Source organism: Methanosaeta sp. UBA458 (assembly GCF_002496085.1).
In the GTDB taxonomy this organism is placed as follows: Archaea; Halobacteriota; Methanosarcinia; order Methanotrichales; family Methanotrichaceae; genus Methanothrix; species Methanothrix soehngenii.
Genome location: NZ_DAIK01000007.1, coordinates 2,491 through 27,273, shown reverse-complemented (window position 1 = coordinate 27,273; position 24,783 = coordinate 2,491). Strand labels below are relative to the sequence as shown.

Below are 24,783 nucleotides of genomic sequence, written 5' to 3'. Positions count from 1 at the left end.
CTTTAGGCCGGAGTAGTTTACTATCTGATACCATGCCGCTGCCTCCATCTCCCAAGGGGAACGTTTTTAGATACGAGCAATAGTGACAGAAGCAAATTTGCATTCTGGTGAGGACGAAATGGATCTGGGAGATAGAGTCTTGGTGGAGAGGAACGGCATCTCCTATGAGGGGGTTCTCATGCCATCCCGCCGTGCGGATCACGTGGTCATAAAGCTCAAGAACGGCTACAACATCGGCCTTAAGGCAAGAGAGAGCGACATCAAGCTCATAGAAAAAGGCAAGGAGATCAAATCCCAGCAATTGGACAGACCCCTCAAGGATAAGCCTGGCCTGCCCCCGGTATCCATTCTCTCAACCGGAGGGACAATAGCCAGCAAGGTTGACTACCGGACGGGAGCAGTCACCAGCCAGTTCTCCGCCGGCGAGATCATCACCGCCATCCCTGAGCTGGAGGAGATCGCCAACTATCGAGCTCGGGTGATCTACCAGATCCTGAGCGAGAATATGCGTTCGGACTACTGGACGGCCCTCGCGCGGTCGGTGGCAGAGGAGATCGAGAGGGGCGCAGAAGGAGTCGTCATAACCCACGGCACTGACACCATGATGTACACTGCTGCCGCACTCTCCTTCATGCTAAAGACCCCGGTTCCTGTGGTGCTGGTCGGCTCCCAGAGGAGCTCCGATCGTCCCAGCAGCGATGCCTCCATGAATGCCGTCTGTGCAGCTACCGTTGCCACCAGCGATATCGCCGAGGTCAGCGTGGTCATGCACGGCACAACCAATGACGACTACTGCACCATCCATCGAGGCACACGGGTTCGCAAGATGCATACCTCTCGTCGGGATGCCTTCCAGACCATCAACCAGCACCCTCTGGGCAGGGTAGATTACCTCAGCAGAAAGGTAGAGACCTATCTTCCCTTTTGCCACCGGGGCGAGGTGGAGATGGAGCTGAATGAGAGGCTTGAGCCCAGGTGCAGTCTGGTCAAGTACACCCCGGGATCCTCTCCGGAGATCCTGCATTACTATATCGATAAAGGTTACCGGGGAGTGGTCCTGGAGGGGACGGGCTTAGGTCACGTTGCCTCCGACTGGATAGAGGGAATTGGCAGGGCAAAGGAGGAGAATATACCGGTGGTCGTGACCTCACAGTGCCTGCGGGGCAGGATATGTGACCGGGTATACGATACCGGTCGAGATATGCTTGATGCCGGTGCAATTGAGGGGGGCGATATGCTGCCTGAGGTGGCCCTGGTCAAGCTGATGTGGGTGCTGGCCAACAATCCAGAGGAGGTCGTCACACTGATGAAGACCTCATTGGCCGGCGAGATCTCCCACTCCATACCGATCACCGTTTAGCCAAAACCTTATAAGCAAGGTGAATAGTGCACCAACCTCAGGATTATTGGAGGAATTAGTTTTGACACGCAAGCCAGCAAGCATGTATCGAAGGCATGAACGTCCCTACACGCGCAGAAAGTACATGGGGGGCGTTCCGGGAAGCAAGGTAGTTCACTATGATATGGGGAATCTGCAGGAGGACTATCCCCTAAAGCTGACACTGGTTGTCATGGAGCCCTGCCAGATCAGGCACACCGCCCTGGAAGCGGCAAGAGTAGCAGCCAACCGTTACCTCCTGAAGCAAATGGGCAGGACCAACTTCCACCTCAAGCTCAGAACATATCCCCATCATGTCATTCGCGAGAACAAGCAGGCCACCGGCGCAGGTGCGGACCGTGTATCCAGCGGAATGAGAATGGCCTTCGGCAAAGCGGTAGGGACCGCGGCCAGAGTTGAAGCCGGCCAGAAGCTCTTCACCCTGGGAATACCCCCTCAGTACCTCAACGATGCTAAAGAAGCATTGACCAGAGCCGGACATAAGCTGCCCACTCCCATTCAGATCATAGTTGAATCCGGTCAAGAGCTGATAAGGTAATCTGGATGGATGACTATTTAGCGGGCCTGGATAGGGCCATGAAGAAGATGCCCGCCAACAGAGAGTCCAAGGAGAGGTTTGTGATACCTTCTGCGAAGGTATTCTATGAGGGCAAGACCACCGTCCTTGAGAACTTTGGGGCTATAGCTGATACTCTGAATCGTGATCCGGAACACCTTATGAAGTATCTTCTCCAGGAGATGGGTACAGCCGGAAAGATCGAGGGACAGAGGGGGATCTTTCAGGGAAAGTTTGGCGAGACCGCCATCGCCCGCCAGATAGAATCCTACTTCGAGGAGTATGTCGTCTGCACAGAGTGCAGGCTTCCAGATACTCATCTCATCAAGAGCGACCGCGTCCTCACCCTCAAGTGCGATGCCTGCGGCGCACATCGGCCGGTGCGCAAGAGAAAGGCAACGACAGCGGTTCAAAAGGACGTCATCGAGGAGGGAGAGACCTATGAGCTGCGCATTGAGTCTGTGGGCAATAAGGGCGACGGCATAGCCAAGGTCGACAAGTATCTCATCTTCGTGCCCAGCGCAATAAAAGGGGAGATCGTCCGAGCTAAGATCAAGAAGATCAGCGGAACCCTAGCCTTTGCCGAGGTTGTGGAGAGGAAGGGCAAGGTGTCTTGAATGGAGGAGAAGATCACCCTCACCTTTACAGAAGAGCATAAGTATCAACTGGAGTTTTTCCCTCCTTTGTTCTGGAGGGAGTTTGCAGAAGGTTATGGTGGTCTTCCCTGGATAGAGATCAGCGACGAGCGAACTGCAATAGTCGCTGCTAACTACTCTTATCTGCTCGATCTCCTGGTTCAGGCCAGGTTGTACCGCCTGAGCAGATTGCCATCTGGCTCGCGACCGCAGTAGAGAATTACAGTTTACAGGTTTCGGATCGATTGGTTATGTCTGAGCCAGCAGCATCTTTAAAGGGTTATCTGATCCGTGGCCTGCCGATTATAAAAGAAGGAGACGATATCCCAACGCTTATCCAGTCCCTCTTTGAGATCGAGGACGGGGATGTCATCTGCCTTGCCAGCACCATCGTGGCCAAATCAGAAGGCAGGATGAGGCATCTGGATGACTACCAACCGAGCAGCTACGCCATAGAGGCCGCCCGCGATCTGGGAAAGGACCCCAGATTTGTGCAGGCAGTTTTTGAAGAATCCAGCGATATATTGATCGAGCGACCATTTCTCTTGACTGTGACCCACTTTGGCCATATCGGCGTTAATGCCGGGATTGATCAGTCCAATGTGGGTGATGAAATGATACTGCTGCTGCCGAGAGATCCCTGCAGCAGCGCCCAGAGGCTGCGTCAGGCTCTCGGCAGGGATTGTGCCGTCATAATCACCGATACCTGTGGCCGTCCATTCCGCAATGGCGTTGCCGGTGTGGCTGTTGGCTGGTCGGGCATCGCTGCTCTGCGAGACTGGCGCGGTGAGCTCGACATACATGGAAGAGCACTCAGTATCACCCAGGAGGCGATTGCGGATGAGATCGCTGCTGCTGCCAATCTGTTGATGGGTGAGGCTGGGGATCTGACCCCTGCAGTGGTCTTCCGGGGGCTGAAGTATCCCCGCTCTGGAGATGATCTCTTCAGGGCAAAGGAGAAAGACATAATCCGGTCCCGATTGAATAGATGAGATTTTGACAGTTCGGAGATTGCATTACATGCTGCAATCGATCCATGTGATCATTCCCTTCAAAGCCCGGGAAGGAAAGACCAGGCTTTCATCAGCTCTCAAGCCGGCAGAGCGGAGGCTCTTTGCATTTGCCATGCTCAGGGATGTTCTGGCGGCGGTCTTTGGCCTGGGAAGAACGACCATCCTCTCCAGGCAAGAGTTCAGAGCTGAGGAGTTGGGCATAGATGTCGAGATTCTGCAGTCGGAGCTGGAGCTGAACGATGCACTCAACTCCCTGATATCACATCAAGCCGACCTCGACTGGCCCGCGGATATTCTCATTGTAATGGCCGATCTGCCCCTCTTGAGAGAGAAAGAAATAAGAGGGATTCTCAGCTGCCAAGGAGATGTGGTCCTCTGTCCGGGACGGGGAGGAGGGACGAATATGATCCTCATTCGCAGCCCGAAATTCCGGACATGCTATCATGGCCTGAGCTTTCCTGAGCATATGGCCTACGCCCGAAAAGCATGCCTGAATTTTTCAGTCTTCGAATCCTTCCGAGCAGGCTGCGATATAGATGAGCCGCAAGACCTGGCGGAGGTGCTGCTGCATAGTGATGGAGAGGCAAAAAAGGCTCTGGAGATGATGGGCTTTTCTCTTTCCGAGAGCGGGAGGTCAATTATTGAGCGCCACTACCAGAAGGCGATCTGATCGAAAAAAATGAGTCTGGACCTTCAGATCTCGTCGAGCTTCTCCACGCCGATCTTCTTTACCTTTGGCTTCCAGATCTCATTGGGCATCCATGCCGGTGCGCCCTTTGGTTTCTTTACCTTAACCCTCTCCCCCGCAAATATATGGACTTTCTTAGTTCCCCTCTCTCTTAGCCTTATATCCTTATGACCTCTGTTGGCTGCTTTTAAGGCTGCTTGTCTGGGCTGCTTTCCCGTAAAAACCCCGATCTCGTTGCCCTTCTTGTCCCTGAGGGCGAAATTTCTAGTCTCGGCCATGATATCCTCCATTTTCCAGCTAATCGGACTCTTATTTATCAATTGTTTTGCCCAATACCATTATATTAATTTTATCCAGATGGCATAAAAAACGGCCGGATTTTTAATGAATAAGGGATTGCGGCTGCAGAGCACAATTCCCATCCATAAACGATAATATGATAGCATAAGGCACTGTGGCTCTGCAAGAGTCCCTCTTGGCCGCCCATAATCATCGCGGCGGATATGCTCGCTCTGCCCCAAGTGAGCGCTCTTCGCTGAATTATGGGGGTGAGTTCAGGCAGAGATATGGCCTTTTGTTCCTCTGCGCCTCTGTGGTTGGGTCANNGGTCAGAGCATAGCGGTTCACCACAGAAGGCACGGGGACATAGAGTTTCTCCGATTCAAGTTCACCCGCACTGAATAGCAAAGAGCCTTTTTTTGACTGCAAACGGAACTCATCCTTTTGTAATCCTCTCCTCGCTAACATGAGCGCGCAGCAATGGGGGCAGTTCCCCCCATAGCGCCATCTCCTGTCCCCTGATCACAAGTGCGCCGGTTATTCCCGGCCGTTCGATGGCAGAAAAGCACTCCTTCAGCGATCCCGTTGACTGCACAGAATTACCCAGGGCAGTGGCAGCAGCGTCCGCTAAAGCCAGATTATCCGCTATGACTGTGGCTGCATCGGCACAGCCGAAGGATATGGATGGGCCCACAGTTCCCGAGCTGGTGCAGATGCCAAAAGGCTTATTGCGAGCAGGGATCTGGAAGGCAAGATCCCGAATAGAAGAGCTTCCGGCGTATATTCCCACCAGTATGGGCCTGTCGTTTAGGATGCAGACATCTCCCCCGTTATCTACAATGGCATAAGTCGCTCCGTCATCGATCATCGCCTGCACAGCAAAACCGGCAATTGCGCCTGCTACACAGGCCATGGGACCGACGCCAATGATAGCGCTGGATTCGATCATCTGCTTGACGATATCCGGTGCATCATTCGCTTGAAGGTCATAAGGCTCTAAGGTGATGCGGAAGAATGGATCGTTCTCTATGAACTCCTCTAGATAGCAGCGCTGCTCGGCAATCGATGCTCTGGCGGCATCCATATGCTCCTTCTCCCGAGCAGAGATGGTGACTGCTGTCTCCTTGAGGCGAAAGTGCTCATGCAAGATCTCCGTCATCGCTCCTGATCCTATGGCACTATGCTTTTCCATCCTCTACGGTCTTGCTGAGCCGGGCCACATCCTCAGCCCTCCCCCGCAGGCTCAAGACCAGCTCATCCTCATAGCTCACATCCAGAAGCTCAGCCGTCCCATAGAGACGGGACAGCTCTCCAAAGCTGCGGGAGGTATACGGGAGCCTGATTTGATACTCCTTTAATGGTGGCAGGTGCTGATAGATGCATTCCTTGAGGCTCTCTTGACCCTGAGAGGAATGTGCTGAGACCATAACCGGATTGGGAGCCAAATCCTTTATCTGATCAAACCTCATCCTGGCATCGAATTCATCCAATCGGTCCATCTTGTTCAAAACGGTGATCATGGGCGCAGTCACCTGGCAGTCCCAGAGGGCCTTGTGAGATGCCACCAGCTTACGCCTGAGAAGCTCTAATGGATCGCTCAGGTCGGCAACCAAAAGGACCAGATCCGCCTGGGCGATCTCAGAAAGGGTGGATTGGAAGGCTTTGATCAGGAAGTGGGGCAGATCATCGATAAATCCCACTGTATCGGTAAGCATAGTTCGGCGGCCGTTGATCTCAAGAGCCCTGGTGGTGGGAGAGAGGGTGGTGAAAGGCTGATCCTGGGCATTGACCACAGAGCCGGTGAGGGTGTTGAGCAGGGTGCTCTTGCCAGCATTGGTGTATCCGGCCAGGGCGATGAGGTCAAAGCCCAGTTCTCTGCGTCTCTTTCTCCTTCCTTCGCCCATTGCCTCCACCTCTTTAAGCTCCCCCCTGATCTTTGCCATCCTCCCCCGGATGTCGTGGTACATCGACTGCTCATAAGCACCTGCACCGCGGAATCCTGGCTGCTCACCCCGCTTCTTAAGGGCAAGCTCGCTTCTCACCTGAGGAGCATCATAGCTCAGACGGGCCAGCTCCACCTGCAGCTTGGCCTCCCTGGTGGATGCCCGGGAGGCAAAGATCTCGAGGATCAGATTGAACCGGTCCAATACCTGGGCCGGAAACTCGCTACGAATGTTGAATACCTGGGTGGGACTGAGCGGATTGTAGAAGATGAGCTTTTTTGGATGGCAGGAGAGGGCCTCCTCTATCTTTCCCCTGCCGATTTGAAAACGGTGGTCCCTCTCTCGGCGCTGCTTTATCTCTTGCAGGACTCGATAGCCGGCGGCATTTGCCAGGCCCCGGAGCTCTATCATCCTGTAGGGATCTATTGGATTGGCAGGATTCTCCCTCATGAGAAGAACTGCGGTCTTGTCATTATCCATCAATTATCGTCCTTATTGATCAATTATCATTCTTCCTTAATTATTCATCATCCGGTTCAACGATAAGCCTTCGACCGGCCAGAGATATATGATGAGCCAACTCTATGGCGGTCCTTTCTGCTATCGTCTCAGGATACTTGAAATCCCTTCCGAGGATGCTCTGTGCCCTCCAGACCTCCAGGTTGTATAAGTCCCCCTGCTCAGCCACAATAGTCCCCGGGAGGCATAAGCAGGCATCGCTTATCAGGTCAGCAATAACATTGAGGTCCAGAGCCTCAGCGATGCGGGGAACGAGCCTGACCGAATGGACCTTCTCGATAAAATTGGGTGATACCCGGGCGGATAGGACGGCACATACCATCTTATACCTCCCCTTTACAGAATGCCGGCCCGATATGTCAATCGCTACGATGTCTATCTATTCAACCCCCTGGTAGATGCCCGGAGAATCCTGCCATTGCATAATCTATGATCGAATCTTCCACTCAATAGCGGTCTCATCTTATGATGGCATGATGCATGACGATCTCCCTGGCCTCTTCAAGAGTCAGTCCCGCGCCAAATGCAATCTGAATTGCCCTTTCGCTATCGATGAGATCTTCGGGAGCATGGGCGTCAGTGTCCACCACCATCTTCGCCCCGGCCTGAATTGCCATCTGCACCACATGGCCGTTGGTTATGTTATGGCCGGAGCGGGAGGTTATCTCCAGACAGACGTCGTTGTCCCTGGCCATCTCCGCCTCCTCTAAGGTGATGAACCCAGGATGGGCAAGGATATCCACGCCTGCCTCCAGAGCCGCCCGGTTGGTGCCAGGACGGACGGGCTCCACAGGAGATTCCCCGTGGACAACCACGATCTCCGCGCCCAGGTTGCGGGCCAGATCCGCTAGCTGCGCTATCTTCTGTGGCGGCACATGAGTCAGCTCCACCCCGGGAAGAATCCTGATATCCAGTATGCCTTCCAGATACTTGGCCTTGGAGACGCAGCTTATGATGTGCTCTATATTGGTATAGTCGGCATGATCGGTTATGCCAATGGCGGTATAGCCCAAGACCTCTGCCCGACGCACCAGCTCGCTGGGTATGAGCTCGCCATCGCTGAAGGTTGTATGGGTATGCAGATCGATCATATAAACCGCTCAACCTCGCTTGCCAGTGGCCTGCTTTTTATATTTCATCTTTAAGGATCCTGCGATCTTCTTCAAGGTAGCGGATTTGGAGCCCTTCTTCGCCACCAGTATTCGGCCTGCTGCCTCTGGTTTGTGCCAGGTCTTTGGGTGCTTTTTCTCCCTCTCGATCTCCGGCTTCAGCCCGGATTTTATCGATGCCGTTATGATCATATCCAGGGTGGGCTCATTTATGGCGTACTCTCTGGAGACCATTCTGCCCTCATCACGGGAACGGGCGGCATCGAAATATATCGGCCAGATCACAATTTTGCTCTTGTCAGGCATATACCTCCTGCCTTCTCTCCCCTCCTTAAAGTATCTTTGTCTAACTTCACCTTCTGGCACGCAAGTCTTTTAGCCATGGGAAAGGATACTAAGAGCAATACAATCGTGGAGTTCGATCATGAGTGAAGAGAGTTATCCCGTTGCCAATGTAAGAGGACAGGAGGTCCCCTACGACCCGGAGCAGCTGAGGAGGATATCAGAGCATCCCTGTTTCAGCGAGAAGGCCTGTCACAGCTTTGGCAGGATGCATCTGGCCGTGGCCCCAAAATGCAATATCCAGTGCAAATACTGTATCCGGGACTTCGACTGCGTGAACGAGTCCCGTCCCGGGGTCACCAGCCAGGTTTTAAAGCCCAAGGAGGCCCTGGAAAGGGTCGATCAGGTGCTGGAGAAGTACCATTACATCAAGGTGGTCGCTGTGGCAGGCCCTGGTGAGCCTCTGTTCAATGAGGAGACCTTCGAGACCCTGCGCATGGTGGGAGAGAAGTATCCCAACATCATTCTCTGCCTAAGCACCAACGGTCTGCTCCTGCCCGATAAGATCCAGGAGCTGGATCGCCTGGGCGTATGCAATATCACTGTCACCCTGAATGCCATCGATCCCCAGATCGGCCAGCATATCTATGACTACGTCAATTATGAGGGCAAGAGATATGAGGGCCTGGAAGCGGCGACGCTCTTATGCAATCAGCAGCTTAAGGGGATTGAGGAAGCGGTGAGGCTGAAGAAGATCGTCAAGATCAATACCGTCATCATCCCGGGGATAAATGATTTGCATATCATCGATATCGCTCACAAAATCAAGTCCATGGGGGTGTTCATCCATAATGTCATGCCCCTCATACCCCAGTACAAGTTCGCTCATATCAAGCCCCCATCGCCGGAGGAGAAGAGAAAGATTCAGGATGAGCTGGGGAAGATCATCAAGCAGATGAGGCACTGCCGGCAATGCCGCTCGGATGCCATTGGAAAGCTCGGATGCGATGTGCAACAGGAGTTCGAGAGCAGGACGAAGGAGCAGGCCTGACGAAATCCCCTTGATACCTGATGATCCATCCATCGATCTTCTCATCAGGCGGATGAAAAAAGCATGCCTGAGGCACCCCGGCACGCCTCAGCATGTTATATTTTAATGCTTGAGCTTCTTGGTTAGACTGCCTGTGGCACTGGAGATGCTCTTGGAGATGCCGGAGAGGAGGCCCTTCTGCCCGCTTGATTTGGAGCTGGCCTGCGCGGCGCTGGCGGAGCTAGCCTTTTTATCCCTATTCTTGGAGATGGGATTGCCGTTCTTCATCTGATAGTTGCTGTTTCGATCCTGTGGACCTTTGCTCTTCTTTTTATTCTTTGCCATAATAACCACCGCCTGCCTCTATGTCAAAATTTATATAGATTTCGGCCTCAAGATGCCAGATCCTGCCAGCCTCTTTTATTAATGGCGACATGAAATAAATATCCATAACAGCGGTTGGGAAGTGCTATCATATGGGCAATCCTCTCATGCCAGCCTCATTCTTCTCCCTATATTAGACCGAAGAGCCTTCTCATAGACCGCATGGCCTGCTGCTACATCCTGGATCCCAAGGCCGGTGGAGTCGAAGATGGTGATCTCATCATTGCTGGTCCGTCCGGTTTTTTTGCCAGTCAAGATCTCGCCGATCTCTGCATAGACATCCTTCTCGCGAATAATTCCCTCAGATAGGGGGACGTTGACCTCGCCGGAATGGACGGCCTGGGCGATATCATCCACCACGATCTTGGCCATCTTCAAGAGAGTGGATTCCAGCTCCTGTTTGCCTGCGGCATCTGCCCCGATGGCGTTGATGTGCGTCCCGGGCTGGATCCATTCATCCCTGACCACTGGACGGCGTGAAGGGGTGGTGGTAACCAGAATATCGCATTCGCAGGCCTCTTCCGGTCCCGAGACCGCAATGCAGCTGCATTTCATAAATCCAGAGACGTCGTCTTTAAAGGCCAGGGCCTGATCTTCAAAGCTATCGAAGACCATCACCTGCTCGATTGGGAAGTAGCGGGAGAGGCCTTGAAGCTGCGTTCGCGCCTGGGTCCCGGCTCCGATCATCCCTACCACACGAGAATCCTGCCTGGCCAGATGCCGGGCGGCGACGGCACCAGCAGCGCCGGTGCGCATGCTGGTGAGATATGTTGCGCCCATAACAGCCAGTGGCTCGCCGGTCTGGGGGGAGTTCAAGATCAAGAGCGCCATGACCGAAGGAAGCCCGATCTGCGGATTTCCCGGATGGACGTTGACTATCTTCACCCCGGCCAGATCCTGCCCCTCAAGGTAGGCGGGCATGCATCTCAAGTCGCCATTATGCTTGGGCAGGTAAAGGTAAGACTTGGGAGGCATTTGAGTTCTGCCATTTCCGTGATCAAGAAAGGCCCTCTGGACTGCCGCTATCGCATCATCTATGGTCAGGAGTGACCTTACTTCCTCCTCTGTAAGCCAGAGCATTTCCATAAATCCACCATTTATGGGCGGAGGGTGCATGGGAGAAAAAGCCTTTGGCCTGCATCGGGATTGAGAGTCCTGTCAAATAGGAATCAAAGAACGATAATAGGGGGGGTTAGAGCCTTCGAGAGAAGGGATGAAGGGATATCACCGGAGGCTCCAAGAAATCACTTGTATTTTAAACTATTTAAGTTTAATTAATTGTGCAGCGGTCGCATTATTCCTTTGAAATAATCATAATGGTAATAACGATATTGCCGATATTGTTGATAGTAATAGGCCAACGAAATTATGAGGTCTAATATACGGTCACCCTTTTCACGCCCTCGATCTCCTTGAGCAGAATGACAAGATCGCCTGGGATCTTCCCCTCAGTGATGATGGTGAGCTTTGGGCTCTCTACGAAGTATGGATCGTCTGAGACAGCCTGGCGGATGGAGAGGCCGTTCCTGGCCACAGCGCTGGCCACATCGCCCAAAAGCCCTGTCTTGACGGCATTCACGGGAGTGATCTCGATAACACCCAATCCCAGGATGGGCGCCACCTCACCCAGATAGATCATGGAGCGCACATTTCTGAAGACCTTCCAGAGGACCTCATCCTCGCGAATGGCTTGTGCCGTGGTGTCCACCACTCTTCTGTCCACTTCCAGCTCCTTTGCGATCTGAGCATGAGGAATCTCTATCTGGCCCGATACCACCCGGGCCTGATCGTTGATTTGAAAGCCCCTCTGCAGGACGAGGCGGATGACCTTCTCCTGCGCGGGAAACCTCTTGAACTTATCCAAAATCTCCTGCCACATGTGCCTCAAGCCATATTGGACTTATAAGTACAAAAGGGCTTCCTTATGAGAACATTTCCGTCGGAGGCTGTCGGTAATGCTTTCGCGCTCTTGGTAATGCCTCTTCGATATGCTTTTGAGATATATTGCATTCATCCATGAGAGCATGGTGCAGTGCCACCTTCAGCACCTTCTCCACCAGATCTCGCCCGGAGAAGCCATCCGTCTGCCTGGCGATCTCCTTCAGGTCCACATCAACCATCTCCAGAGGCAGGGTGCTGGCATTCTTCTCCAGAATCTGCAAGCGCTCATCTTTATCCGGCAGCTTGAACTCGATCTCCTCCTCAAAACGGGAGCGAATGGAAGAGTCCAGGACCTCGATCTGATTGGTGGCGGCGATGGTGCAGATGCCCAGCCTGCTGGATATTCCATCCATCTCCGTAAGCAGAGAGTTGACCATCTCAGAGACATCGCCTCTCAGGTCCTGGTAGCGCCGGTCGAGGGCAATGGCATCCAGTTCATCGATGAAGATTATGCATGGTGCCATCTCCTCCGCCTTCTCATAGAGGCTGTGGATCTGTCTCGCTCCCTCGCCCACGAACTCGCCGATCAGGCTGGTGGACTTGACAGCGAGCATCGGCACACCAGCTTTAGCAGAGAGTGCTTTGGCGATCATGGTCTTTCCGGTGCCGGATACGCCATAAAAGAGGATGTTGCGCGGTGCCCAGCGCCCGAACCTCTCCGGGTCGGAGAGGTACTTCTCCACGATCTTCACCTTGCGTTTGGCCTCCTCCTGACCCACGACCTCATCAAAGGAGACGTCGTAGCTTACCCCTTTCTTGACCTCCGCTTTCTGCTCCACCTTGATGGTGGTTTCAAAGCCGACCACAGAGCGCCTGGGATAGGCCCGAACCACCTGAAAGGCATAATCAGGATAGAGCCTGCGGTCGAAGAGGTAGCAGCCAGGTTTTACCTCCTCACCGTACCATTGCTCCCGGGCGTACAGCTCAAAGAGCCTGGCATCAGCAACGGATGGACACTCCTGAAATATGCTCTTCAAGGGATAGCCAGCAGGCCGCAAGAGGAGAAACTTTGCCCCTACTGCTTTTCCCCTCTCCGGCTTTGCCCCCTGAGGCTTGGACTGGGTCTTCTGGATGGATCGCACAATATGGTTCTTGCTGACGGAGATAGTTAAATCTTTTTATCGTTGAAAAAAAAGATGGCCCTTCGCTGAATTATGGGGGTGAGTTAAGGCAGAGAATACGGCCTCTCTTCCTCTTTATCTCTGTGGTTGGGCCAGAGCATAGCAGCTCACCACAAAAGGCCCAAAAGACACATAGATTTTGCGATTCAAGTTCACCTAGAACAAATAGCGAGAGGACAAAAAAAAATTCCAGTTAAGGTTAGCCAGCAGCTCACTGGCAGGTATCGAGAAGACCCTTCTTTTTGCCTCCCCTCTTGTCGCCAGGCTTTATGGGTTCAACCTTTGCTGCCTTCTCCTCTTTTTCCTCTTTCTTCTCTTCATGATGTGTCAATTTATCGCCTCCGTTTATCTCTATTATCCATCATAATGCAGCTGATCTCAAATATATCTTCCGGTGGAAGGAATGGTCTAGAGAAAAGATGATAAAACGGCCTAAAAAGAATGAGTTATGGAGGGCAGCGGAATTCATCCCATCAGTTGAGCCGATCGGTTCTATTCAGGGATATCCCGGCCCGAAGGATCGCGATTCAGCCGCACTTATTCTCTACGATGCAGGTGGGATCCTCTCCCAGCAAGTCGCCATTATAGTAATATGCCTTCTGGCGGCACCCTCCGCACAGATCCCGGTAGTCGCAGCTAGAGCATGCTCCTTTGAGATTGGATTTGATCCCTCGCAGCGCTAAGAGCTCTGGGGTTGGATGGTCGATCCAGATATCCTGGAAGGATCTTTCCCGGACGTTGCCCACCACCACCTGGGGCATGAAGTGGCAGGGATGAACATCTCCCTGATAGCTGATGTTGGCCACCTTAGCCCCGGCGGAGCAGCCCCCGGCATTGGTCAAGAGCTTTCTCACATAGTCCCTTCTCGGATCGTCCTTCAAGATCTCCAGGAGATAGGCCCCATCCATGGGAGAATCGGTGGTCAGGATCTCGATGTTCTTATCCTTGAGCTCCACCGCTGCCTCGGCCAGCAGGCGGATGACGCTGCGACGCTGCTCAGAGCTCACATCCTTATCCGATATCCCCGCCCCCCGGCCAGTGGGAACCAGATGGTAGAGGCAAAAGCGGGGGATGTTCTCCTCCAAGGCCAAATTGAGGAGGGCGGGAACATCCTGCCAGTTGTCCCGGGTCAGAGTTATCCTCAGGCCGGTCTTCAGGCCCGCATCCCTGGCGTTTCTCAATCCCTGGAGGGCGCGGTCGAACGCCCCAGGAACGCCCCGGAATTTGTCATGGCTGGCGGGGAGGGCGGAGTCCAGGCTGACCCCTACGTATCGAATCTTAGCCTCTGCCAAAAGCCTTGCCACCTCGGGGGTGATCAGGGTGCCATTGGTGGATATGACCGTCCTCAAACCCGCCTCCCGGGCGTGGAAGGCAATAGAGAAGAAGTTGCGGCTCATCAGTGGCTCGCCGCCAGTGAGAATGAGAATCGGTATCTTCATCCGGGCCAGATCGTCTGTCAGACGCACCCCTTCCTCAAGGCTCAACTCGTCATCCTCCTTTGGGATGGCATCCATATAACAATGGCTGCAGGCCAGGTTGCAGCGTCTGGTCAGATTCCACATCACCACCGGTTTCGTCTGGGCGGAGAAGCGGAGGAGATCTGCCGGGACGTCCTGGCAGGACTCGGATTCCCGCAGGGCCTCCCATACCGTGGCCTGGTCGGCCAGGGCTTTGGAAAATATGATCATGTAAACCTCACAACTCCATTCTATCCTTTGCCATGCTTGCAGCATTGCCAGAGGATCTCTTTCTCCCGACCAGGGCTGCCAGCATGGCCTCAAAGGTGAAGTTCTCCGGGATGACGTCCACCGCCACCCCCAGGCGGGACAACTCTTGGGCAGTAGGCTTGCCGATGGCGGCCACTGTGGCCCTGGCCAGAGCCTCTCGCAGCTGTTCTTCCCTTCCCATCGCTCTTGCTCTTTCCAGCAGATTTCGAGCTGTTGAGGAGCTGGTGAAGGCGAAGATGTCCACCTCGCCTGCCCGCTCTATCAGCCGGTCCAGGCGGGGATCGGATGAATTCACCACTCCATAAAGGGGAATGTCATCCACCACGATTCCCGCCTCCCTCAGGCCATCGGAGAGATACTGGCTCCCCTGGGCGCTGCGCAGGAAGAGAATGCTCTTATATCTTCCCTTGAGCATCCTCTCCAGCCCCTCAGAGCTGTAGCTTTCGGGCATCTCCGACTGGATATTGTATTCGTTCAGGGCCTGCTTCGTCTTGGGACCGATGGAGACGATCTTCTTTTCAGCTAATGCTCCGGATATGGCCTTATTCCCAAGAGCGATATGCACACCATTGGCGCTGGTGAAGGCCACGCATTCCGCGGCAGCGATCCTCTCGAGCAGATCTTCGGGCAGGGGATTTTTCTCCAGGGCGATGGCCGGAGCGGACAGGGGAATAAATCCGTAGCGCTCCGCCAGTTCAACCGACTCCTCCTGCTGGCCCGCCGGCCTGAGGATGGCGATCCTCTCCGGGGCGAGGACCTCTGCCAGCCGGACTACGTCTCCCACCACCAGTATGGCCGGAGACTGGACATTCTCTTCCTTTGCCCTCTCGGCGATATCCCCCAGGGTCCCCGAGATCAGCCTCTGATCCGGCCAGCCGCCCTTCTCCACCATGGCAGCCGGGGTCTGGGGGGACTTTCCCGCTTCTATGAGCCTATTGGTGTTCTCCTCCAGCCGGGAGACGCCCATGAGAACAACCAGGGTTCCATCAAGCCCGGCCATGGCCCGCCAGTCGAGGGGCGAGTCCTTTCCCGGCTCCTCATGGCCGGTGACTATGGTCAGGGCCGAGGCCACCTTTCTGTGAGTAACTGGAATTCCCGCCAGCTCCGGGGCGGCGATGGCCGAGGTGACGCCGGGGACAACCTCAAACGGGATTCCCCAATCCCGGCAGGCGATCGCCTCCTCGCCTCCCCGGCCGAAGAGGTAGGGGTCTCCGCCCTTCAGCCGGACAACGATTTTGCCCTCTTTGGCTTTCTCTATCAGGAGCTGGTTTATCTCCTCTTGCTTGAGCTTATGCCTTCCCGCGTTCTTGCCCACATCGATAAGCTCTCCTGTTACCCCGTTCAGCATCCTGGAGTCGAGCAGCCGGTCGAATAGGACTACATCCGCTTCCATGAGCCTCTTTCTTCCCTTAATCGTCAGCAGCTCCGGGTCTCCGGGACCCGCTCCCACCAGATAAACCTTACCGATTGCCAAAAAACCTCACCGCCTCGTCCACCAGCTCTCTTCCTCCCATCCTCATAAGCCGCTCTCCCATATCCTCTGCCACTGCCAGATGATTCTGGACGAGAGAGATCCTCTCGTCCAGGCGGACGAACCTCTTGCCGTCCGGGGATAAGACCTCAGCCAGAACCCGCGCCTCTCCCTTTTGCACCAGCGCATGGACTGCCATGGGCACCACGCAGCCTCCGCCCACGGTCTCCATGATCTTGCGCTCGATCATGGTCTCAGATCTAGCATGAGCATCATCCAGAGCGCGGGAGCAGGCCTCAGCCTCAGATCCGGCCTTTGCAACTACGATTATCGTCCCCTGGTTGGCAGAGGGAACGAACCTCTCCCCATCAAGCCTCACGTAATCTGGATGGTAGCCCATGCGCTCGAGGCCGGCCTCGGCCAGAACTATGGCATCGTAGTCTCCCCGCTCCAGCTTGCCCAGCCTGGTCTGAAGATTGCCCCGCAGGCTAAGAATGTTCAGGTCGGGGCGGGCGCGGAGAAGCTGGGCCATCCGCCGCATGCTCGATGTGCCCACTCGTGCCCCCTGGTCCAGCTCCTCGATGCTTTTGACAGATTTCTCCCTGCATAAGAGGACGTCATATGGTGAGTCGCGTTTCAGGACGGCGGAGACTATCAGCTCCTCAGGCCTTTTGGTGGGGAGGTCCTTCATGCTGTGCACAGCGAGATCGATCTTGCCGGAAAGCATGCGTTCGTCTATCTCAGCCACGAAGACCCCAAAACCGGTGAGCTGGTGGAGGGGCTTGTCCAGGAAGACGTCCCCGCTGGTCTTAACCCGGCACAGCTGGGTCTGGATGCCAAGGCCCTTAAGCCTCTCCTGCACGATCTGCGTCTGGCGCAATGCCAGAGGGCTGCCCCTCGTCCCCACGATCAGCTTTTCAGGCAGGAGCGGAACGCCTCCAGGGTGGTCTCGATCACATCTTGGTTATGCGCTGCAGAAATGAAATCGGTCTCATACTGGCTGGGGGTGAGGAAGATGCCAGAATCCAGCATCCGGCGGAAGAACTCGAAGTAGCCCTGCCGATCACACATCAAGGCCTGGGCATAGTTGTGAGGCTCCGGGCCGAAGAATACCTTGAACATGGAGGCGATGCCGACCACGCTCCAGTCCTGCCCAAGATCCTCCACCATATCCTTAAGGGCCAGTCTCATGCTCTCTCCAGACCGGTTGAGTTTATTTATGGTATCCTCCTTCTCCATCACATCCAAAGTCGCCAGGCCAGCAGCCAGAGAGGCCGGACTTCCATTGTACGTCCCCGCCTGATAGATCGCTCCCCCTGGGGCCACCTGGTCCATCAGATCTGCCCGCCCTCCGAAGACCCCAATGGGAAAGCCTCCGCCTATTATCTTTCCCAGGGTGGTCAGGTCGGGCTTGATGCCGAAGAGCTCCTGCGCCCCGCCCAGGGAGAGCCGGAATCCGGTTATAACCTCGTCGAAGATCAGGAGGACATCGTTCTCCTCCGTCAGGCGGCGCGCCGTCTGCAGGTAGCCCTTATCCGGCAGGATGGGGCCGATATTTCCCAGGACCGGCTCCATGATCAGGCAGGCGATCCGGCCGGAGAAACGCTCCAGGACCTCCTCCAGGGCAGCTGGGTCGTTGTAGGGCACCTGAATGGTGTTTTTGGTGGCATCTCTTGGGACGCCCCGTGAGTCGGGAATGCCCAGGGTAGTGGCACCAGAGCCCGCTTTGACCAGGACGCTATCATGAGCGCCATGGAATCCGCCCTCGATCTTGATGATCATATCCCTGCCGGTGCTTCCCCGGGCCACTCGAATCGCAGCCATGGTGGCCTCGGTTCCGCTGCTCACAAAGCGCAGCCGCTCCATGCTGGGGTAGAGGGAGGACACCCTTTCCGCAAGCCGGACCTCCAGCTCGCTTGGCGTACCATAAAGCCAGCCCCGGTCCATCTGATCCGAAACCGCTTCTTTTATGGCAGGATGGCGGTGACCCAGGATCATGGGGCCGTAGGCAAGGCAGTAATCGATGAACCTGTTGCCGTCGCAGTCCCATAGATAGGGGCCTATTGCCCGAGCGGTGTAGAAGGGATAAGGAGATATGGCGCGCACGGGGCTTGAGACCCCGCCGGGCATCAGTCTTCGGGCCTGGTCAAAGAGCCTGATGGAAGAGTCAAAATGCATCATGGGAGCTTTCTCTTCGGGCAGATTAATCAATCTTACGACACTATTAATTACAAAAACTATATATATTAGGAATTACTACCAAGACTATATTAGTATAATGAAAAGGTTATTAGAATAAATAGAGAGCAGGGAAGAGGACACGCGGGCAGCATAGTTATAAAAAACCACATAGATCAAATGGAAATCAAAGGGATGGCACGATTCATTTATCTGCTGCCCGCCAACCCAATTCCTCCGCTTTTTTAATGACCATGCGCAAGGGAACGCCTGCCTCTTTGGCAATCCTTCTGCAGTCCTCGTACTCCGCTTTGACATTGACCAGGCTGCCGTCCATCCGGCTGATCTTTATGGCAACGCTATAGGTCACCCCCGCGAGATTCAGGTCCACAGTTCTCTCTTCTCTCTCCGCCACAAAACGGTGCAGGCTGGGAAAGACCCTGACCCCTAAAGATCCCGTCTCCCTGACTATCATTCCCGCCAGCTTCGACATATCCTCGTGACTGCTTATCGCCCGGATGACGTTCCCGCTTCTCCCCTTCTTCATCACCGCGGGAATGACTGAGACGTCCAGCGCTCCCGCCTGCATGAGCTCCTCTATCAGGTGGCCCAAAACCTCGCCTGTGACATCGTCCACATTGGTCTCCAGCTGCACCACACGATCCTTTTGGTGATCCATCCCAGCCCCTCTGGTTGGAGATACGATCCTGGCCTTTAGCGCTCGCAGGAGGTTGGGGGTGGCCAGGTCTTTCTTGCCTGCGCCGTAGCCCACCCTCTCCGCCTGGATGAGGGGAAAGCGGGGCACGAACTCGTCCACCAAAGCCGCCAGTAGGGCCGCCCCGGTGGGAGTGAGGAGCTCATCGTCCACCGGCCCCCCCATCCAGGGGATATTATGAGCCCGCAGAATCTCCAGGGCCGCCGGCCCGGGAACGGGAAGGAGACCATGGGCCGACTGGACATATCCCCCACCGACGGAGATGGGCCGGGAGAGGATTCGATCCGCTTTCAGGCTGCTGGCAGCCTCACAGGAACCGGCTATATCAGCGAGAGCATCCAGGGCACCGACCTCATGAAAATGGGCCCGGCTCTTGGGCACATCATGGACCCGGCTCTCCGCCTCCGCCAGAATATCCAGGGCGGCAAGGGCTTTCTTCAGTGCCTTTTCCTGGAGGCTTGAGCTCTTTAGAATGGATACCGCCTCCTCCAGGGAATGATACCTCCGGTCCGAGATCACCTGGGCCCTGGTGGCAGAGATATGCCCCTTCTCCTGCCGGGAGACCTCCAGGGTGCAGCCCACCGACTCCACTGCCTTCCTAACCCTCTTTTCATCCGCTCCCAGGTCCAGGAGTGAGGCCATGATCATGTCTCCGGCTGCGCCGGCGCTGGGATCGAAGAGAAGGGCGAACATAGTTTAGTGCAGTCGCTCTGTCAATATATACAGATCGGCCGATCAGAGGACGGACGAAAGAAAAGGGCAAACGAATGGAAAACGCTTATAACAAGGATGGATCAATTCTTATCCTTGGATCTCCTTTGCGCCCTGGTTGATGTGGAGGAAACAAGATGCGTATCCTGATCACCGGAGCTGGCGAGGTGGGCTTTCTAATCGCCAGCGAGCTTTATGCTGACCATGATGTCACCGTCATAGATAAGGATCCCGATGCCTGTGCCAGGCTTCAGGACATGGATGTGAAGGTCATGCAGGGGAATGCCGCCAACGCCCGGCTTCTCTCCGAGGCGGATATCAAGAAGGCGGACATAGTCGTGGCTGCAACCGGGAACGATGAGGTGAATGTGATAACCTGCATCATAGCCTCTCATCTGGGGGTCAGGCAGACCATCGCCAGGGTGAGCAATCCCGAGTACATCGATCAGCCGGTCCAGGATCGAAAGGAGATCGGCATATCATTCATGATCTGCCCGGAACTGACCATGGCCGAGGATATGGCAAGCTCTCTTTATTTCTCATCCATGCTCATGAACCGGGACCTGGCCAACGGCCTGGTGGAGCTGGTGGAGTTCAAGGTAACAGCAGAGATGAAGATCCAGGGGCCGGTGGAGAATATCGTCCTCCCCAATAACTGCAACCTGATCGCCATAAACCGGGCGGGCCGGATAGCCATACCGAAAGAGGGAGACGAGATAAGAAATGACGACCACCTAATGCTGTTGTGCGACGCCAGGTCCCTTCCCGACCTGGGAAGCATGCTGCATGAATCCAAGACCACTCAGAAGGCGATGATCGTGGGTGGGGGAATGGTGGGCTTCTACCTGGCCAGCAGGCTGGAGAAGATGGGAATGGACGTCAAGCTCATCGAGAAGGATGCCGATCGTTGCGCTGAGATTGCGGACAAGCTCTCAGGAACCATGATCCTCAATGGCGATGGATCAGATCTCGCCCTACTTCAAGAGGAGGGGGCAGGCGCGATGGATGTGGTCTATGCTGTGACCGGCCTTGATGACAAGAACCTATTATGCTCCCTCTTGGTAAAGCAGCTGGGAGCCACGAAGATCCTCTCCCGGGTCAACAGGAACGTCTACATCAAGCTCTTCGAGATGGTAGGGGTGGACAGAGCGGTCAGCCCGGGGCAGGTGACTGCCGATGCCGTCCTCCAAAGGGTGATCGGCGGAGAAGAGGTCATCACACTGAGCGATGAGAGGATGGAGCTGGTGGATTTCATCGCCAAGCCGGGAGCGAAGATCGTGGGCAAGTCGATATCCAAAGAGCTTCCCAAGAACTCCCTTGCCGGCATGGTGATAAGAGACGGCGCGCCTATTGTCCCCTATGAGGACTTCAAGGTGTCAGCCGGTGATCGGGTGTTCGTGATGTCCATGCCGGACGCTGTCTCCAAGGTCAAGAAGCTATTCGCGGCATAATGAGCAGATCCTTTTTATAGGAACAGGAGACAAGTTGCGCTTTCAGGAGGATGCCCTCCGCCATTTTGGTGCGGCATTGCTTGATGAAATTCAGGGTGTTTCTGCGACTGCTTGCACAGCTGCTGAAGCTGCTGGCCATCTTGCTGCTCGTTCCGGGTGCGGTAGCTGCTGTTTATGCTGAGACGGGAGGGGTGATCGCCTTTGCTGCCACCTCCCTAATCAGCCTGGCCACGGGGATAGCCCTGGGAAGGCTGTCATCTGAGGAGGAGCCGGGATTAAGAGAGGCTTTTGCCCTGGTGGCTCTGGGCTGGATTGCCGTCGCTTTCTTCGGAGCGTTTCCTTATGTCTTCCTGGGGATGAGCCTGATCGATGGCCTCTTCGAGTCCATGTCCGCCTTCACCACCACTGGATCGTCTGTATTCACCGAGATAAACCACCTGGGATACTGGAAGATGAACCAGACCCTGGCCGATGGCTGCCTGGTGGCGAACATGGAGATGCAGCTGGTGAGGATGACCGGCAACTCCATCCTCCTCCGGATTAGGAGCGGCCCCGATGATACAATCATGGGGCTGCTCTTCTGGAGGTCATTTGCCCAGTGGCTGGGAGGGATGGGGATAATACTGCTCTTCGTGGCCATACTGCCCCGCCTGGGAGTGGCGGGACGGCAGCTTTACCGGGCGGAGGTTCCCGGCCCGGATAAGGAATCCATCAAGCCCAGGATCAAGCAGACCGCTCGCATGCTCTGGATGGTTTATATCCTCCTGACCCTGGTGGAGGTCGCCCTCCTCCTTCTGGCAGGAATGCCCCCCTTTGACTCGTTCTGCCATGCCTTCTCATCCATGGCCACGGGAGGATTCTCGCCCCGGGGTTTGAGCATCATGGCCTACAATAGCTGGATCATAGATGCCATCATCGTCCTGTTCTGTTTCCTGGCCGGGGCCAACTTCGCCCTGCACTACAGGATGATCACCTCCGACCGGAAGGCCCTGATCAGCGACACGGAGTTCCGGGCTTATGCCTTGATCATCCTTTTGGCCACGTCGATCATCATCCTCTGGGGAGGGCTGGAGGGAGACATCTACCAGAAGATTCAACTGGCTGGCTTCCAGGTGGTCTCGATCCTGACCACCACCGGGTTTGCCACTGCCGATTTCAATCAGTGGACCGCCACCGCCAGGATCACCCTCCTCTTGCTGATGATCATCGGGGCCTGTGCCGGATCCACCGCAGGAGCAATCAAGGTTGTTCGATTGATACTGATATTCAAGAGCGCATACAGAGAGCTGATTCGCACTCTTCATCCCAAGGCGGTTCAGAGCGTCCGGCTGGGCGATATGGTGGTGAAAGAGGAGATTTTGAGGGCGAGCAATATCTTCGTCTCCATGTACATCATCATCTTTGCCATAGCCTCCCTCCTCCTGGCCATGATTTCCTATAACGATCCGAAGATGGATATGGAGAGCGTCCTATCGGCAGTGGCGACGACCCTGGGGAATGTCGGACCGGGATTTGGTGTGGTGGGGCCGATGTTCAGCTTTGCGGATATCCATCCTGCTGGAAAGATGCTCCTCATATTATGCATGTGGATCGGCAGGCTGGAGGTGGTGACCGCTATGGTCCTCTTCTTGCCAGAGTTCTGGAAAAAATGAATGGAATTTTTGGCTCTTCGCTGAATTATGTGGGTGAGTTCAGGCAGAGAATATGGCCTCTGTTCCTCTGTGCCTCTGTGGTTGGGTCAGTGCATCGCGGTTCACCACAGAGGAACAGAGACATAGAGTTTTTGCGATTCAAGTTCACCCATAACAAATAGCGAAGAGCCGATTTTTTTCTATCCCTCCCGCAGCTCTTCATAAGCCCTGAGAACCTCTCCCACCGACCAGGCCTGGGAGATGCAGCCACCGGGATTCTGGGGCAGGTCGCCATCGAAGACCTCGGGAATGGTGCCCATTCCTTCTGCCAGATCCAAGAGCGGCCTTAAAGCCTCCAATCCCTTCTCCCGCGTTTCGGCGGAGCGGCCGCTAACCGCCAGCAATAGATCGATATAGGGGCCGATGAGCCAGGGCCAGACTGTGCCCTGATGATAGCTGCTGTCCCTCTCCCAGGCCCCTCCAGCATATCGGCCCGCATAACGGGGATCGCGGGGGGAGAGGGTTCTCAGGCCGAAGGGGGTGAGAAGATCTCGAGCTACCACCTCCAGGATGCTCCTTCTCATCACATCCGGCAGGAGATCGGGAACGATCGCCGCGAAGATCTGGTTGGGGCGGATGGAGGCGTCCTCATGGTCTATCACATCGAAGAGGCAGCCGTTCTCGCTGTTCCAGAATCGGAGGTAGCTTTTCTGGACCTTATCTGCGAGCTTTTCAATCTTCGGGTCCAGGGGCATGTCTAGGGCCCGGGCAAGGCTCTCTGTCCTCCTCAGGGCGGAGTACCAGAGGGCGTTTATCTCGCAGCATTTGCCCGTCCGGGGGGTGACCGGCCGGCCGTCCACTCTGGCGTCCATCCAGGTGAGAGCCGGGCCGGAATTGATCAGGCCGTCCTCATCTGCGCCGAAGTCATCGCCCGGTCGGGAGTATCTCTCGACCACAGCCAAGAGCTTCGGCCAGAGCTCGGCCAGGAAATCCAGATCACCGGTGGCATCGAAATATCTGCTCGTCGCCTGAATAAACCACAAAGAGGCGTCCACGGTGTTGTAGGACCGGGCCCCGAGGTCGTTGGGCAGCACACCGTCCTTCATCGCCCCGGCAAAGGAGCTGAGGACCAGCCTTGCTGCCTCATATCGGCCGGTGGAGAGGAGAAGGCCGGGCAGGGCGATCATGGCGTCCCTTCCCCAGTCATCGAACCAGTGGTAGCCGGCGATGAGGCTCAGAGCGTTGCCCCTCTTGACCAGGAAGCTGTCCGCCGCTCGAGCCAGAGGAGGAACGGGTGCCTTTAAGGATATCAGGCGTTCTCTCTCGCTCTCCTGATCCGCCCTCCAGTTGGCCAAGGAGCTCCTCCAGGTGGAGGCGATGATGGCGAACTCCGCCTCTCCGGATACATTCAGCTCGAAGCAGCCGGGGGAGAAGAGGTTCTCCTTCCAGCCCAGGCCCCGGCGGCGCTCCTCCTCGTACTCGAAGTTGCTGTAGACCCTCTCCTGGGGAATATATCGGGCCAGGTCGGAGAAGATGGAGAAACGGGTTTGGCTGAGGATTGTGGTTCCTTTGTCCTGGGCATTCTGGTGGAGTGGAGGAAGCTCGCCGGCAGCATGGAAGCTGCGGTCGTGGATCAGGGGTACGATGCGGAGCAATCCACGGTAGCCCTTGATCCTGTAGCTGATGATGGTGCTGTTCTCATTGCGCACCATGGAGACGGTCTTCTCCAGGGTCGTGGTGCCCATCTGATAGCAGAACCGGGGGAGGGGATCGGTCCAAAATCCCTGCAGGTGAGAGAAGCCCTGGGGATAGATCGTTCCGGGGTACTGATGATTGGCCAGTCGGAATTCGCCCAGCTCCTCGTCCAGGCTGGCGAGGAGCAGTCTCTTCCCTGCCGGAGGCTCGGTGGCTGCCACCAGAAGGCCGTGATAGGCTCTGGTGTTGCTGCAGTTTGCGGTCGATGAGGCATAGCTGCCCAGGCCGTTGGCCACCAGCCACTC

Annotated in this window: 25 protein-coding genes; 9 read left to right on the top strand and 16 right to left on the bottom strand. The window is 55.5% G+C overall.

Annotation, left to right across the window (positions count from 1 at the left end; all coding sequences use genetic code 11):
- The first annotated feature begins 118 nt into the window (after window positions 1-118).
- The 6 genes from gatD to cofC all read left to right on the top strand — a co-directional run bounded on the left by gatD (window position 119) and on the right by cofC (window position 4,273).
- Window positions 119-1,360 (top strand): Glu-tRNA(Gln) amidotransferase subunit GatD, encoded by a 1,242-nt coding sequence (gene gatD, locus BP822_RS00525; RefSeq protein ID WP_013718745.1) that lies wholly within the window; start codon window positions 119-121, stop codon window positions 1,358-1,360.
- Window positions 1,361-1,421: 61 nt separating this feature from the next.
- Window positions 1,422-1,937: a 50S ribosomal protein L16 gene (locus BP822_RS00520; protein ID WP_013718744.1), complete on the top strand. Its 516-nt coding sequence runs from the start codon at window positions 1,422-1,424 to the stop codon at window positions 1,935-1,937.
- Window positions 1,938-1,942: 5 nt separating this feature from the next.
- The gene (locus BP822_RS00515; RefSeq protein ID WP_013718743.1) at window positions 1,943-2,572 is read left to right on the top strand and encodes a translation initiation factor IF-2 subunit beta; all 630 of its coding nucleotides are present in this window, start codon (window positions 1,943-1,945) and stop codon (window positions 2,570-2,572) included.
- Complete coding sequence (locus BP822_RS00510) at window positions 2,573-2,806, top strand: hypothetical protein (protein WP_273277854.1); 234 nt, start codon at window positions 2,573-2,575, stop codon at window positions 2,804-2,806.
- 35 nt (window positions 2,807-2,841) lie between these two features.
- Window positions 2,842-3,582, top strand: a complete 741-nt coding sequence (locus BP822_RS00505) for a coenzyme F420-0:L-glutamate ligase (RefSeq protein ID WP_273271361.1) — start codon at window positions 2,842-2,844, stop codon at window positions 3,580-3,582.
- A gap of 4 nt (window positions 3,583-3,586) precedes the next feature.
- Window positions 3,587-4,273 carry a 2-phospho-L-lactate guanylyltransferase gene (gene cofC, locus BP822_RS00500; protein WP_276619752.1) on the top strand — a complete coding sequence of 229 codons (687 nt, stop codon included), beginning with the start codon at window positions 3,587-3,589 and terminating at the stop codon, window positions 4,271-4,273.
- Window positions 4,274-4,296: 23 nt separating this feature from the next.
- Here cofC and BP822_RS00495 read toward each other — a convergent pair whose 3' ends face one another.
- The 6 genes from BP822_RS00495 to BP822_RS00470 form a co-directional block, all read right to left on the bottom strand.
- The gene (locus BP822_RS00495) at window positions 4,297-4,569 is read right to left on the bottom strand and encodes a non-histone chromosomal MC1 family protein (RefSeq protein WP_013718739.1); all 273 of its coding nucleotides are present in this window, start codon (window positions 4,567-4,569) and stop codon (window positions 4,297-4,299) included.
- A 437-nt stretch (window positions 4,570-5,006) separates the two neighbouring features.
- Window positions 5,007-5,762, bottom strand: a complete 756-nt coding sequence (locus BP822_RS00490; protein WP_394339419.1) for a UPF0280 family protein — start codon at window positions 5,760-5,762, stop codon at window positions 5,007-5,009.
- Window positions 5,749-6,993, bottom strand: coding sequence for a GTPase HflX (gene hflX / locus BP822_RS00485; protein ID WP_273277851.1), 1,245 nt, complete (start codon window positions 6,991-6,993; stop codon window positions 5,749-5,751). Before hflX ends, BP822_RS00490 begins: the two co-directional genes overlap by 14 nt.
- Window positions 6,994-7,033: 40 nt before the next feature.
- Window positions 7,034-7,390, bottom strand: a complete 357-nt coding sequence (locus BP822_RS00480) for a DUF2209 domain-containing protein (protein WP_269798866.1) — start codon at window positions 7,388-7,390, stop codon at window positions 7,034-7,036.
- A gap of 100 nt (window positions 7,391-7,490) precedes the next feature.
- A complete protein-coding gene (locus BP822_RS00475; protein WP_286877499.1) occupies window positions 7,491-8,123 on the bottom strand; it encodes a histidinol phosphate phosphatase domain-containing protein in 633 nt (210 codons plus the stop codon).
- Between the two features lie 9 nt (window positions 8,124-8,132).
- On the bottom strand, window positions 8,133-8,447 hold the full coding sequence (locus tag BP822_RS00470; RefSeq protein WP_286877498.1) for a signal recognition particle subunit SRP19/SEC65 family protein: 315 nt from the start codon (window positions 8,445-8,447) through the stop codon (window positions 8,133-8,135).
- Between the two features lie 118 nt (window positions 8,448-8,565).
- Here BP822_RS00470 and nifB point away from each other — a divergent pair, with 118 nt between their 5' ends.
- Window positions 8,566-9,474 carry a nitrogenase cofactor biosynthesis protein NifB gene (nifB, locus tag BP822_RS00465; protein ID WP_013718733.1) on the top strand — a complete coding sequence of 303 codons (909 nt, stop codon included), beginning with the start codon at window positions 8,566-8,568 and terminating at the stop codon, window positions 9,472-9,474.
- Between the two features lie 102 nt (window positions 9,475-9,576).
- Here the strand turns inward: nifB and BP822_RS00460 are convergent, their stop codons facing one another.
- The 9 genes from BP822_RS00460 to larC form a co-directional block, all read right to left on the bottom strand.
- Complete coding sequence (locus tag BP822_RS00460) at window positions 9,577-9,798, bottom strand: hypothetical protein (RefSeq protein ID WP_048131849.1); 222 nt, start codon at window positions 9,796-9,798, stop codon at window positions 9,577-9,579.
- Between the two features lie 144 nt (window positions 9,799-9,942).
- On the bottom strand, window positions 9,943-10,923 hold the full coding sequence (gene ala / locus BP822_RS00455; protein WP_349681837.1) for an alanine dehydrogenase: 981 nt from the start codon (window positions 10,921-10,923) through the stop codon (window positions 9,943-9,945).
- Window positions 10,924-11,212: 289 nt separating this feature from the next.
- Window positions 11,213-11,716 (bottom strand): amino acid-binding protein, encoded by a 504-nt coding sequence (locus BP822_RS00450; RefSeq protein WP_013718731.1) that lies wholly within the window; start codon window positions 11,714-11,716, stop codon window positions 11,213-11,215.
- Between the two features lie 43 nt (window positions 11,717-11,759).
- Window positions 11,760-12,860, bottom strand: coding sequence for an AAA family ATPase (locus BP822_RS00445; protein WP_013718730.1), 1,101 nt, complete (start codon window positions 12,858-12,860; stop codon window positions 11,760-11,762).
- Between the two features lie 566 nt (window positions 12,861-13,426).
- Window positions 13,427-14,587: a radical SAM/SPASM domain-containing protein gene (locus BP822_RS00440; protein ID WP_286877496.1), complete on the bottom strand. Its 1,161-nt coding sequence runs from the start codon at window positions 14,585-14,587 to the stop codon at window positions 13,427-13,429.
- Between the two features lie 7 nt (window positions 14,588-14,594).
- Window positions 14,595-16,100 (bottom strand): uroporphyrinogen-III C-methyltransferase, encoded by a 1,506-nt coding sequence (gene cobA, locus BP822_RS00435; RefSeq protein WP_286877495.1) that lies wholly within the window; start codon window positions 16,098-16,100, stop codon window positions 14,595-14,597.
- On the bottom strand, window positions 16,087-16,977 hold the full coding sequence (hemC, locus tag BP822_RS00430) for a hydroxymethylbilane synthase (protein WP_286877494.1): 891 nt from the start codon (window positions 16,975-16,977) through the stop codon (window positions 16,087-16,089). The genes cobA and hemC overlap by 14 nt, the downstream gene beginning before the upstream one ends.
- A 29-nt stretch (window positions 16,978-17,006) precedes the next feature.
- The gene (hemL, locus tag BP822_RS00425) at window positions 17,007-18,278 is read right to left on the bottom strand and encodes a glutamate-1-semialdehyde 2,1-aminomutase (RefSeq protein WP_286877493.1); all 1,272 of its coding nucleotides are present in this window, start codon (window positions 18,276-18,278) and stop codon (window positions 17,007-17,009) included.
- A gap of 202 nt (window positions 18,279-18,480) precedes the next feature.
- Complete coding sequence (gene larC / locus BP822_RS00420; RefSeq protein WP_013718725.1) at window positions 18,481-19,683, bottom strand: nickel pincer cofactor biosynthesis protein LarC; 1,203 nt, start codon at window positions 19,681-19,683, stop codon at window positions 18,481-18,483.
- 155 nt (window positions 19,684-19,838) lie between these two features.
- On the opposite strand from larC, the gene trkA reads away from it, so the two are divergent.
- Together trkA and BP822_RS00410 are read left to right on the top strand one after the other, a co-directional pair.
- Window positions 19,839-21,152: a Trk system potassium transporter TrkA gene (gene trkA, locus BP822_RS00415; RefSeq protein WP_013718724.1), complete on the top strand. Its 1,314-nt coding sequence runs from the start codon at window positions 19,839-19,841 to the stop codon at window positions 21,150-21,152.
- A gap of 83 nt (window positions 21,153-21,235) precedes the next feature.
- Window positions 21,236-22,804, top strand: a complete 1,569-nt coding sequence (locus tag BP822_RS00410) for a TrkH family potassium uptake protein (protein ID WP_286877492.1) — start codon at window positions 21,236-21,238, stop codon at window positions 22,802-22,804.
- A gap of 179 nt (window positions 22,805-22,983) precedes the next feature.
- On the opposite strand, the gene BP822_RS00405 is transcribed toward BP822_RS00410, so the two are convergent.
- Window positions 22,984-24,783 (bottom strand): amylo-alpha-1,6-glucosidase (locus tag BP822_RS00405; RefSeq protein ID WP_286877491.1); only part of this gene is annotated, 1,800 nt, incomplete at its 5' end.